Raw genomic sequence first — 13,223 nt, forward strand, 5'->3', positions numbered from 1 at the left:
ACAAGCATTACGTCAGCGCCGGCGGCCTGGTGTTTGCCATGTTTGTGCAGCGTACCGGCACCTTGGGCAGCACAGCGCCTACGGCAACCAACTACTTCCACCACGACCACCTGGGCAGCATGGTGGCCGTCAGTGACGAGAACGGGGCCGTGATTGAACGCATGGCGTTTGACCCTTGGGGCAAGCGGCGTTTCGTCAACGGCACGCCGGACGTGCTGGACTCCATCGTCGGTTTCAACACCGACCGGGGTTACACGATGCATGAGCATCTGGACGAGATGGGCGTCATTCACATGAACGGGCGCATCTATGACCCGCTCATCGGGCGATTCATGAGTGCGGATCCTTTCATTCAGGATCCGAGCAATCTGCAGAGCTTTAACCGCTACACCTATGTGATGAACAATCCGTTGGCGCTTACGGATCCGAGTGGGTACTTCAGCTTTAAGAGCTTCTTCAAGGCACTGATTAGCCACATCGCCGCGCCTACGCCAAAAAATGCCTTCAACCTGATCGCAGCGCAGCCCGGCCAGAAGCAGGTCGACAACTACGTCATGACCCACAAGTGGGCTTATACGGCTGGACAGGCAGTGGTGACGTTTTTCACAGCGCCGTTCTGCGGTGGCTGCGGTGCTGCGCTTTGGTCTTCTTACTATGCATATCAGGGGACAGGGTCTATGTCGGAGGCCTTTAAGGCTGGGGCAATAACTTATGCCTCCTATACCTACGGCGATAGCATGTTAGGTGCCATGGTCATCGGTTGCGTTGGTGCAGCTGCGAGCGGGGGGGATTGCGGGCGCGGTGCGGTGGCTGGCGCGATTGGAACTTTGGGATCAGGCTATGGGGCCATGGGCTCGATCATTGCAAGTTGCGCTGCGGGCAGCATTAATGGTGGCAGTTGTTCCGACGGAGCGAAGAATGCAGTGGTGTCTATGGGGGTTCAATATCTCTTTGGTCAGGCGATGGGACGTAAGTCTGACCCAACGCAGAGAGACGGTTCCGGTACTGCGCTCGATGTCTTGGGGAAGGTATGGAATTCACCAAACACGGCAATCGGGATCGTGTACGGCTCGATAGGCTACGTCGTAGGCCGGGGAGCTTATGAGCTTGGCTTTCAAGCGCTCCCGCCGGGTATTATTATTGGTGACAACGCAATTCAATTTACAAATAACCCATTCGGTCATTTGGGTGCCATCACGCTTGGCAACGTGCAGGTTTTTGGTGGGAGCCCGAACGATTTGGCAGCGGATGGAAATCGAATGGGTCTTCATGAAATGCAGCATACCTATCAGGGGCAACTTTTAGGGCCACTCTATCTTCCATCGAATATTCTTGGTGGTTTGGCGGGTCTGTTGTTTGGGGGTGCCTGGCATGCTCCTCAAAATTGGAATGAACGAGGCCCGCAACAACATCCATCAAAGCCGTGGTAATAATAATGATGAAACTTCTATCACTTCGATTGATCGCACTGTTGGTGGTCGTGACAGCTCTTAATGGCTGTTCACTTAAGCTGCAAATTGCCCTATTCAATAATGTCGGCGAATTGCTTACGGTGCGGCTAAATGACAAAAATATTGCGGTTGAATCAGGGCAGTTTGCTCAGTTCGATTACCCTGGGGATGCGCAAATGTGGATGATCCGTCTGAGCGTTGGAAAGTGCGAGTACGTTTACCAAGTGCCAAAGACGTTGGAGCACTATCCTTGGAGCTCGGACAAGAAGGGGCCGCTTAAGGCGCAGATAGAGAGAAATTTCGATATTTTTTTATTGCCACCGCAGACAACCGCAATGGGCGTCGTTGCAAAATTTGGGAATCTTCAACAAGATGGTTTCCCGCTTCACCCTGTCTCGAAAATCTGTCATTAATGAGGTCAATGCCAACGAAATGGGTTGGTGCGTTGATAGTTGGCTACACGGTGCTTGCTTCTGAGGTTTGCGGCGCAGAGTTAACCCAATCACAGTGGGCCAATATCGTTGAGACCAGTCTCCCGGGGTCTATTTGCAGAGAAGATTGGTATTTCCGTCAGTGTTTCTCGTTGACGGCACAGCAGTGTCGGGACGCGGTGCATTCCGCTACCCAAATTTGCTTGACGGAGGTTAAGAAAAGAATGCCTGACCTAATTAGGTCGAAAGAAGAATCTGCTGATTGGGGCGCGAAGGTTGCAAGTTGTACGGGTGCATTGCTCGAAGATAAAATGAAGCGGGACAAAAAAAAGGCTTCGCACTGCACGGTGGGTGCACCCTCTAAGTGAGGTGCAATGACGTTTTGCGGCAGCACCTTACGCCATCCATACGCGAGCTGTAGCCCGGTTCCCCTCGTAATTCTTAAAACAAAAAAGCCACCTGCAACCCCTTAGCCGCTCAGGGGAAATTCGGGGTCAGGTCTTGCATTGCAACATTCCACGCAAAAAAATGACTCTTCATGGCCCGCCCACTACGTCTCGAATTCCCTCAAACCCTGTACCAAGTCACCTCCCGCGGGGACGGGCGCGAAGATATCTTTCACACCGATGCGGACGGCCAGGCATGGCTCGCGGTGCTGGGCCAGGTATGCCAGCGCTTTAACTGGGTGGTGCAGGCCTACTACCTGATGAGCAACCACTACCACCTGTTGGTGCAAACACCTGAAGCAATTTGTCGGCGGGCATGCGCCAACTCAACGGGGTATACACCCAGCAGGTCAACCGCGCACACTGCCACGTGAGGCGCGTGTTTCAACAGGGGAATGGGGTCAGGTCTTGCATTCCAGCAGGCACCGCAACCCACCTCGCATCAGTTGGAGTTGATAGCCCAATCAGTTTGCTACACATTCAATAGCTGAATAAGTAGGCGGCAAAAGGGCTACAAGCCGATTTGATGCATGAAAACGAGCCAAACCGCTGATCACGACCACTTTTCATACATCAAACAAGCCCCCAGCCCAGTAAACACGGGCGCAAGTAGCTACGAATTCAATAGCGCAACAAGGGCTTCGACCGCTTCAGGCTCCTCTTGTCAAGCCTCAACCAATTCGGATCGGGTCGCGCATCAAAAGCTAAAGAAAGCATGCGCTCCTTTATTGCATCCTTGACTTGCCGCCTCCTTCAAATAGGGGAGAGCAAAACTATTTCTTCAATGTCCAAAGCGTTATGAAATACCATCTGCCTTTGGTAGCATCGTCTCAAACAAAATTTCGGCGTGACCATAAATAGCAAGGCAGAGGGAGCAATGAAGCATCCATACAAGCAGGCACTGCTGGGCGTTGTGTTGTGCGCGGCAGCGAGCAGCCCGTCCTTTGCACAAACCACGGTAGCCGGCACCACCCCCGGCCAGTTCAGCGTCAACGAGTCCGGCGCAGCCACCTACTCCATTCCCATCCAGGTGCCGCCCGGTGTGGCCGGCATGCAACCCCAACTCTCGCTGGAGTACAACAGCCAGGGCGGCAATGGTTTGCTGGGCATGGGATGGAACCTGAGCGGGCTAAGTGCAATAACCCGTTGCCCCAGAACCATGGCCCAGGACGGGGTCAGGGGTGGCGTCAACTACGACATGAACGACCGCTTCTGCCTGGACGGGCAGAGGCTGATCCTGGTCAGTGGTACGTATGGTGCAGCCAACTCCGAGTACCGCACCGAGCGTGAGAGTTTCAGCAAGATCATCGCTTACGGCACGGCAGGCAATGGCCCGGCTTACTTCACCATGCAAACCAAGGCTGGCTTGACGATGGAGCTGGGGAACACGGCGGACTCCCGAATTGAAGCGCAGGGTAAGACAACGGTCATGGTGTGGTCACTCAGCAAGATCCGCGACGTCAAGAATAACGAGATGAGTCTGAGCTACGCAGAAGACCATGTGAATGGTTCATTTGAATTGACAACCATTACTTATGGGGCGATGAATGCGCCAAATTCGTTGAATTTCAGCTATGAATCACGCTCCGATATCCAAAGCGGTTATCTCGCTGGTAGCAAAGTTACTCTTCCCAGAAGACTCCTGGAAATCAAGAGCTTTGTTGCCGATACCAACACACCCATCAAAAACTACAAGTTTGTCTATGAAGTCAGCGCCGGAACCCATAGATCACGACTCAAAACGATAACTGAATGCGACTCTACAGGGACGTGCTTGCGGCCGGCGGTGCTTGCATGGCATGACCGTGTGACCGCATTTGAGCCTCTGGTGACCAGCTCACTGCGGGCGGACAGCTTTGCGGGGTGGATCACACAGTTGCTTGATATCAACGGAGACGGCAGGAGCGATCTGGTGGTGACCTCCACCGGCACCAGCGGGCTGCACGTGATCACCGGCTTGGGCCGCGGTGATGGGACGTTTGAGCCCCTGGTGACCAGCTCACTGCGGGCGGACAGCTTTGCGGGGTGGATCACACAGTTGCTTGATATCAACGGAGACGGCAGGAGCGATCTGGTGGTGACCTCCACCGGCACCAGTGGGCTGCACGTGATCACCGGCTTGGGCCGCGGTGATGGGACGTTTGAACCTCTGGTGACCAACACACTTCGGGCGGACAGCTTCGCAGGGTGGATCACACAGTTGCTTGATATCAACGGAGACGGCAGGAGCGATCTGGTGGTGACCTCCACCGGCACCAGTGGGCTGCACGTGATCACCGGCTTGGGCCGCGGTGATGGGACGTTTGAACCTCTGGTGACCAGCACACTGCGGGCGGACAGCTTCGCAGGGTGGATCACACAGTTGCTTGATATCAACGGAGACGGCAGGAGCGATCTGGTGGTGACCTCCACCGGCACCAGTGGGCTGCACGTGATCACCGGCTTGGGCCGCGGTGATGGGACGTTTGAACCTCTGGTGACCAACACACTTCGGGCGGACAGCTTCGCAGGGTGGATCACACAGTTGCTTGATATCAACGGAGATGGCAGGAGTGATCTGGTGGTGACCTCCACCAATTCTGGCGGACTGCACGTGATATCGGCATCAAATACAGTTGGAGTTCCTGATGTACTTTCGGGTTTGACCTCAGGCCTGGCTGCAACCACCTCCATAACTTATAGACCCCTGACCGACACCACGGTCTACACAAAAGACGTTGCACCCAACGCCTCGGTCTACCCCAAGATAGACCTGCAATACCCGCAATACGTAGTCAGCACGGTCAGCACCAGTAACGGCGTAGGCGGCGTCAACACTGTGGAGTACAACTACGGCGGCCTGAAAGCAGAGCAGGGCACAGGAAGAGGATTGCTCGGCTTCAGGTGGATGAAATCCAAAAGTGTGGCCAACAACATAGAGAGCTACACCGAGTTCAACCAGAACCACCCCTTCACCGGCACGGTCGCCAAAAACGAAACCCGCTTGGCCGGCTCAGGCAACGCCGGCCTGCTCAAACGCACCACCAACACCTATGCCCAAAGCCCGGGCTCCGCAGGAGCCAGCGTCTTCGTGTACCCCAGCCAGAGCGTGGAAGAAAGCTGGGACTTGAGCGGCACCCCGTATCCCGGCAGCACCACCAGCTACGTCTACGGCCAGAGCCCGCAATACGGCGACCCGACCCAGATCACGGTGAGCAACAGCGAAGGCTCGAGCAAAACTACAGTCAACGAATACTGGCCAGCCGACACAGGCAGCGGCAACTGGATACTGGGCCGGCTCAAGAAAGCCAGCGTTACCAGCGTTAAGCCATAAGTACATATAACAAGGCCGAACGCGGTTGAGTGCTTCTTTAGTTCTCAGTTTTTTGTTATCGACAGCCGACACCTCCTGCAAATAGAGGAGATGGGAAAACATTTTTTGCAAACAGTGTTCGAAACGCTGTCCGGACTTGGTAGCATCGCGGCAGTCAAATTTCACAGCAATAAAAAACAGGGCGGGGCATGAGGCTGAGGCATTTATACAAACAAGCGCTGCCTGGTGTCATGCTGTGTATGGCGCTGGTAGCACAGCCAGCCTCGGCGCAGACCACGGTCGCCGGCACCACGCCCGGCCAGTTCAGCGTCAACGAGTCAGGCGCGGCCACCTACTCCATTCCCATTCAAGTGCCACCCGGCGTCGCCGGTATGCAACCCCGGCTTTCACTGGAATACAACAGCCAGGGTGGCAATGGCTTGCTGGGGATGGGTTGGAACTTGAGCGGGCTCTCAGCCATCACTCGCTGTCCCAGAACCATGGCCCAAGACGGCGTGCGGGGTGGTGTCAACTACGACATGAACGACCGCTTCTGTATGGAGGGGCAAAGACTGCTGCTGGTGAGCGGTGCTTACGGAGAGGCTGGCAGTGAGTACCGTGTTGAGAAAGAAAACTTCAGCAAAATTACCGCCAACGGGCAGGCAGGCAACGGGCCGTCGTCATTCGTGGTCAAGACCAAGGCGGGGCTTACCGTCGAATACGGTAACACCGCAGACTCCAGAATTGAAGCTCAGGGCAAGCCCACGGCCGGCGCCTGGTTTGTTAACAAAATTGCAGACATCAAGGGCAACTACCTGACCGCAACTTATGTAGAAGACAACGGCAACGGCGAGGCCTATATCAGCCGCATGGACTACACCGGCAACGATGCTGCTGGTTTGGTGCCGTCCGCCAAAGTGACATTCAGCTACCAGCCCAGGCCAGACACAGCGACCGGGTACAAAGTTGGCTCGGTGGTTAGTCTTACCAAGCGCATGACCGGCATCCAGGTCTACGCCGGATCAGCGGTGGTTCGGGAGTACCGGTTTTTGCATGACCAGGCTGGCAGCAACAACCATTCAAGACTCACAAGCGTCGTTGAGTGTGATGGGCAAGGCGCGGCAAACTGTTTGCAGTCAACCAATTTGGCCTGGAACAACAGTGTGAATTCCTTGACGGATTGGCAGGCCTGGAACCCACCACCTTCCGCCAGCGTTTACATCGCAAGTTGCCAGTTGCTCCAGATGGCCGATGTCAACGGCGATGGCCTGGCTGATCTGGTGTGTGCCTACAACTACGGGTCAGGCCTGGATCGCACCTATATCAAATGGAGCCAGGCCGGTGGGTTCACGGAATGGCAAGCCCTGAGCGATCCGCCAGTCGCGGGCCTTTACATGGGGCAATGCCAATTGCTTGAAATGGTGGATATCAATGGCGATGGTCTTGCCGATCAGGTGTGTGCCTACAACTACGGGTCGGGCCTGGACAGGGTCTTTGTCAGGCTGAGCCAAGGAAATGCATTGACAGGGTGGCAAGGCTGGAGTTCTCCGCCCGCGCCGGGCTTGTATCTGGCTCAATGTCAGCTTTTGAAAATGGTGGACGTCAATGGCGACGGACTGACGGACCAGATGTGTGCCTACAACTACGGATCAGGCCTCGACAGGGTTTTTGTTCGCATCAATCAGGGTAGCGCGTTTACCGACTGGCAAGCCTGGAGCCCACCCCCCACGGCCGGCATTCACATAGCAAGCTGCCAGTTGTTTCAGATGGCAGATGTGAACGGTGATGGCTTGGCCGATCAGGTGTGTGCCTACAACTACGGGTCAGGATTGGACCGCACCTTTGTGCGATTGAGCCAGGGCGATGCGTTCACCGAATGGCAAGCCTGGACGCCGCCCCCCGTAGCGGGCATGTATATGGGCCAATGTCAGTTGCTCCAGATGGTTGACGTCAACGGCGACGGCTTGACCGATCAAATGTGTGCCTACAACTATGGCTCCGGCATGGACAGAGTTTTTGTCAGGCTGAGCCAAGGTCTTGCGTTCACCGATTGGCAGACGTGGAGTGCGCCGCCTGCACCAGGTTTGTACTTGGCAATGTGCCAACTTTTTCAGATGGCCGATGTCAATGGTGATGGTTTGGCTGACCAGGTGTGCGGATACAACTACGGGTCAGGGTGGGACAGCACTTTCGTAAGACTCAGTCAGGGCAATATGTTTACCGACTGGCAAAACTGGCGACCGGCTACCGCGCCCAGCGTCCACATGTCGAGTTGTCAGTTGTCACAGATGGTTGATGTCAACGGAGATGGGTTGGCCGATCAACTGTGTGCGTATAACTATGGGTCAGGCCTGGACAGAATGTATGTCAAGTTATCAACCTCCCAGTCGAATCGCCTCACAACCATTACCTCAGGGCTGGGCGCTACAACCAGTATTGAGCTCAGGCCGCTCACCGACAACACGATCTACACCAAAGACGGTGCAGGAAACGCCTCGGTGTACCCGAAGATTGACCTGCAATACCCACAATACGTCGTCAGCACGGTAAGCACCAGCAACGGTCTGGGCGGCGTCAACACGGTTCAATACAACTACGGCGGCTTAAAAGCAGAGCAGGGCACAGGCCGAGGCTCCCTGGGCTTTAGGTGGATGAAATCAAAGAGCGTAGCCAACAACATCGAAAGCTACACAGAGTTCAACCAGACCTATCCTTTCACGGGGAATGTGACCAAGAACGAAACCCGCCTGGCCGGCTCAGGCAACGCCGGCCTGCTCAAACGCACTGTCAACACCTATGCCCAAAGCCCGGGCTCCGCAGGAGCCAGCGTCTTTGTCTACCCCAGCCAGAGCGTAGAAGAAAGCTGGGACTTGAGCGGTACCCCATACCCCGGCAGCACCACCAGCTACGTGTACGGACAAAACCCCCAGTACGGCGACCCGACCCAGATCACGGTGAGCAACAGCGAAGGCTCAAGCAAAGCCACAGCTAACGAATACTGGCCGGTTGACAGCAACAATTGGATATTGGGCCGGCTCAAGAAAGCCAGCGTTACAAGCGTCAAGCCGTAAAAGAAAACAAATATAAAAGTACAACAAGCGGGAGTGCGAGGAAATGAATAACAGATACAGCCGTGTGTTGATGGGAATGGCTCTGAGCCTCGGCACAGCACTGACCGCAGGATCAGTCCTGGCCCAGACCACCGTAGCAGGCACCACTCCCGGGCAGTTCAGCGTCAACGAGTCCGGCGCAGCGACTTACTCCATCCCCATCCAGGTGCCCCCCGGTGTAGCCGGCATGCAACCCCAACTCTCGCTGGAGTACAACAGCCAAAGTGGAAATGGCTTGCTGGGCATGGGCTGGAGCTTGAGCGGACTCTCCTCCATCACCCGTTGCCCCAAAATAATGGCGACAGAAGGCATGCGCGGAGGTGTCAATCTCGCCGCCAGCGACCGTTTTTGTCTGGATGGAAAAAAACTCATCTTGGCCGGCGGCAGCTATGGCGCTGCTGATAGCGTGTACCGCACTGAGCTCGATAGCTTTTCAAATATCACTGCTGTTGGCGGAGACAACTCCACCAACGCCAGCTACACAGGCCCCTTGAGCTTCAAGGTGCAGACCAAAGCCGGCTTGACTCTGGACTTTGGCAGCACCGCTGACTCGCGGATTGAAGCCCAAGGAAAAAACGCCATCTTGACGTGGGCGCTTGCCGCAGTCACCGACGCCAAAGGCAACGTGATGACGCTGGCTTACAACGAAAACAATGCGACGGGTTCTTTTGAGCCCACCAGCATCGCTTATGCAGGAGGGGCCGCGTCCGTTGCTTTTGCGTACGAGGCGCGTACCGATATTCACCCGCGCTATGTACAAACCAGCGCAATGCGGCTGGACAAGCGGCTGAAAGGCATCAAGACCTACCTCAATGGCAATTTGGTGAAAGACTACCAGATGACCTTTGAGGTCAGCGCCTCAACAGCTCGCACACGCCTGGCTGCGGTGAAGGAATGCGCGGCTACCGGTGGGTGCATGGCTCCTCTCAGTATTGCGTACAACGACATCACCACCGAGCCTTGGAACTGGAACTGGTCTGCCCATGGGGCACAACCTGACGGATGGGCCTTTGCCGACCTGTTTGGTGACGGCCGCAAGGTGTACTGGACGCGACGCGAAGGCCTTCATGCCGCCACACGGTTCAACCCCGATGCGACAGTCCAGAGCTGGGAGTGGGCTGGCGGGCACGGAACGGGCGCCGACGGATGGGAAATGGCGGACCTGTTCGGTGATGGGCGACAAGTGTATTGGACGCACAGCGGAGGCCAGCACTATGCCACCCGCCTCAACGCAGATGGCACTTCACAGAGCTGGACGTGGTCAGGACACGGTGTCGGCAGTGATGGCTGGCGGCTGGTTGATTTGTTTGGCGATGGCCGCAAGGTGTACTGGACTCACAGTGGCGGCCAGCACTACGCTACACGCTTCAACCCCGATGGAACCTCCCAGAGTTGGACATGGTCAGGGTTTGGCGTTAGCGAACGCTGGCAGTTCGTCAATGCGTTTGGCGATGGAAGGCAGGTGTATTGGACGCACAGTGGGGGAACGCATTCTTTCACCCAGCTCAATGAGGATGGAACATCCCAGAGCTGGGAGCGTCCAGGCCACGGCGTCCATGCTGACGGCTGGCAGTTTGCAGACCTGTTCGGAGATGGACGGCAGATATTCTGGTCGCACAGCGGCGGTACTCACTTCGCCACCGGGTTGAAACGGGATGAAATTACCCAGGCCGTTACCACGCAAAGTTGGGAGTGGTCGGGCGGACACGGTGTTCACGGTGACGGGTGGCAGTTTGCAGACCTGTTTGGCGAGGGGCGGCAGGTGTACTGGACGCGCAGCGGTGGTACTCACCTGGGTACACGGCTCAATCCCGATGGCACCAGTCAAAGCTGGGAGTGGTCTGGCGGGCATGGTACCGGCAGTGACGGGTGGCAGCTGGTGGACCTGTTTGGCGATGGACGGCAGGTTTATTGGACGCGCAGCGGCAGCAACCACTATGCAACGCGCGTGAACCCGGACGGCACCGTGCAAAACTTTTCATGGTATTCCCATGGCACGTTTGAGCGCTCGCAGATGACAGACCTGTTTGGCGATGGTAGGCAAGTTTATTGGGCACACAGCGCCCCGGGCAACCACTACGTATCCCAGTTTGCCCACGGCCCCTCTGACATTGCCAAGTCCGTCAGCACGGGCTCTGGCGCGGTGCACACCATCACCCACAAGACCATGCTTGCAGCGAGCATTGATGCGTCCTATGTCAAAGACGTTGGCACCAACGCAGCCGCGTACCCCAAGATAGACCTGCAGTACCCCCAATACTTAGTGACCTCGATAGCCACCAGCAACGGCCTGGGCGGAGTCAACACCGTGCAATACAACTACGGCGGCCTGAAAGCAGAGCAGGGTACGGGCCGAGGTTCCCTGGGCTTTCGCTGGATGAAGTCAAAGAGCGTAGCCAACAACATAGAAAGCTACACCGAGTTCAACCAGACCTATCCTTTCACGGGGAGTGTGACCAAGAACGAAACCCGGCTGGCCGGCTCAGGCAACGCCGGCCTGCTCAAACGCACCATCAATACTTATGCCCAAAGCCCTGGCTCTGCTGGCACCAGCATCTTTGTGTACCCCAGCCAAAGCGTGGAAGAAAGCTGGGACCTGAGCGGCACCCCGTACCCCAGCAGCACCACCAGCTACGTGTACGGCCAAAACCCCCAGTACGGCGACCCGACCCAGATCACGGTGAGCAACAGCGAAGGCTCGAGCAAGACCACGGCCAACGAGTACTGGCCGGCCAACACCACCGGTGGCAGCTGGATTCTTGGGCGGCTGAAGAAGGCCACTGTTACCAGCATTGGGCCAGACACACCAACCACACCTCCGCCGCCATCCCCTCCACCGACAGCGCTGTGGGTGGCATCCGTCAGCCCTTCAGCGGGTCCCTCCACCGGAGGCACGGTATTTTCTGTTACGGGCACGGGGTTTGTCTCGGGCGCGGCAGTTAGTTTGGGGGGCATAGCCGCCACTGGCTGCGTCGTATCCAGCAGCACAGTCATCAGCTGTACCTCGCCGGCAAACAGCGCCGGGACCAAAGACCTGCAGGTAACGCAAGGCAGCGCCATCGCAACGCTTGCCGGTGCCTTCACCTATCAAGCGGCGCTGACCATCGCAGCCAACACCAGCAACTACAACCTGGCGCAAGCGCTGGGCAACCCGACGCAGGCGGTCACCGCGGTGGTCACCATCAATACAGGCGTGACGGTATCCGCAACTTCGACAGCTCAAGCGGCTTTCTCAACGGGCGCATTGCCTGCGGGCAGCACCATCCAGATCATCAACAAGGGCAGCATCATCGGCGCTGGCGGCAATGGCGGAGCAGGCGGTTCTGCCAGGGCTAATGGCAACCCGGGAAGCCAAGGCGGGACGGCACTTGAGCTGACTGTGAATGTCAGCCTTGACAACACCAGCGGCAACGTTTACGGAGGCGGAGGCGGTGGCGGCGGCGGCGCCGGCAGCTACACCTACTACCCGCAGTTTGACACTGCGGGCGGTGGCGGTGCGGGCGGCGGTGCTGGCTCTGCGGGAGGTGCAGGGGGCGTTGGCGGTGTTGCCGGAGGCGGCGGCCCGCAGGGCGGCCCAGGTGGCAATGGCGCTGCCGGCGGTACTGACGGAGGAAGCGGCAACTCAGGCTTTAACCTCAACCCCATTTACGGCCACTCGGGATGGGGCGGTGGTGGTGGCGCCGGTGGAGCTTACGGCGCAAGCGGTGCAGTCGGTGGAGGAGCCTTCACCTATGACGGATCGTCGTACAGCATGACCGCAACAGGTGGCACACCCGGCGCAGCAGGCAACGCCATCAAACTCAACGCAAGCACAGTCACCTGGTCGGGTGGCAATAACTCGACGCAGGTTAAAGGCCCCGTGAACTGAGCGCAGTGAACGAGAAACACCATGTTTAAAAGAATTTGTAAAAGTTACAAGGCAGGGAGAATGAATATGAACAACCACATCAACAAGCAGCGCCTCTGGACCGCAGCCCTACTGTGCGCAACACTAGGCCTCTGGAGCCCGCTGGCCCAGGCCGACACCAAAGTGCGGAGCAGTAGTTTCGAATACGACGCCAGCGGCTTGTTGATCAAAGAAGTGGTCGAGCCCGACAGCCCGAATGATTGCCTGCAGACCACGCACAGCTACGACCAGTACGGCAATAAGAACAGTGTTAGCACCTCTGCCTGCGCCGGTGCCACTGGCTACGCCATCGCCAGCGCCACGACGGCCCGCTCAGCCAGCAGCAGCTTCGGCGCCGACGGCCGCTTCCCCATCAGCACCAGCAACGTGCTGGGCCAAAGCGAAAGCAAAACCTACGACCCCCGCTTCGGCGGCGTCACCAGCCTGACCGGCCCCAACGGCCTCACTACCCTGTGGGAATACGACGGCTTCGGCAGGAAGACCAAAGAAACCCGCGCCGACGCAACGTATACCACCTGGGCCTACCAACTGTGCACCGACGCCGGCATGAGCTGCCCCGGCCCGATTGCAGGCGCAACGATTACCT

General features: G+C 57.2%; 6 protein-coding genes and 1 pseudogene. All 7 read left to right on the plus strand.

Annotated elements, in window-relative coordinates:
* The coding region (locus B0B52_RS18320) for an RHS repeat domain-containing protein (RefSeq protein WP_305790790.1) at positions 1-1,430 on the plus strand (1,430 nt) is incomplete at its 5' end.
* 5 nt (positions 1,431-1,435) lie between these two features.
* Positions 1,436-1,864 (plus strand): hypothetical protein, encoded by a 429-nt coding sequence (locus B0B52_RS18325; RefSeq protein WP_077595115.1) that lies wholly within the window; start codon positions 1,436-1,438, stop codon positions 1,862-1,864.
* A gap of 556 nt (positions 1,865-2,420) precedes the next feature.
* Positions 2,421-2,702: a transposase gene (locus B0B52_RS18330; RefSeq protein WP_217349814.1), complete on the plus strand. Its 282-nt coding sequence runs from the start codon at positions 2,421-2,423 to the stop codon at positions 2,700-2,702.
* 503 nt (positions 2,703-3,205) lie between these two features.
* Positions 3,206-5,641, plus strand: coding sequence for an FG-GAP-like repeat-containing protein (locus B0B52_RS18335; protein WP_077595116.1), 2,436 nt, complete (start codon positions 3,206-3,208; stop codon positions 5,639-5,641).
* A 239-nt stretch (positions 5,642-5,880) separates the two neighbouring features.
* The gene (locus B0B52_RS18340) at positions 5,881-8,691 is read left to right on the plus strand and encodes an FG-GAP-like repeat-containing protein (RefSeq protein ID WP_168173590.1); all 2,811 of its coding nucleotides are present in this window, start codon (positions 5,881-5,883) and stop codon (positions 8,689-8,691) included.
* 43 nt (positions 8,692-8,734) lie between these two features.
* Positions 8,735-12,598 (plus strand): SpvB/TcaC N-terminal domain-containing protein, encoded by a 3,864-nt coding sequence (locus B0B52_RS18345; protein WP_077595118.1) that lies wholly within the window; start codon positions 8,735-8,737, stop codon positions 12,596-12,598.
* A 66-nt stretch (positions 12,599-12,664) separates the two neighbouring features.
* Positions 12,665-13,223: pseudogene (locus B0B52_RS18350) on the plus strand (RHS repeat domain-containing protein); the annotation flags it as partial.

Source organism: Polaromonas sp. A23, from assembly GCF_002001015.1.
Lineage (GTDB): Bacteria > Pseudomonadota > Gammaproteobacteria > Burkholderiales > Burkholderiaceae_C > Polaromonas.

Coding starts and splice junctions, on each gene's coding strand:
- B0B52_RS18325 (WP_077595115.1), top strand. CDS start 1,436: ATGATGAAACTTCTATCACTTCGATTGATCGCACTGTTGGTGGTCGTG.
- B0B52_RS18345 (WP_077595118.1), top strand. CDS start 8,735: ATGAATAACAGATACAGCCGTGTGTTGATGGGAATGGCTCTGAGCCTC.
- B0B52_RS18340 (WP_168173590.1), top strand. CDS start 5,881: ATGGCGCTGGTAGCACAGCCAGCCTCGGCGCAGACCACGGTCGCCGGC.
- B0B52_RS18335 (WP_077595116.1), top strand. CDS start 3,206: ATGAAGCATCCATACAAGCAGGCACTGCTGGGCGTTGTGTTGTGCGCG.
- B0B52_RS18330 (WP_217349814.1), top strand. CDS start 2,421: ATGGCCCGCCCACTACGTCTCGAATTCCCTCAAACCCTGTACCAAGTC.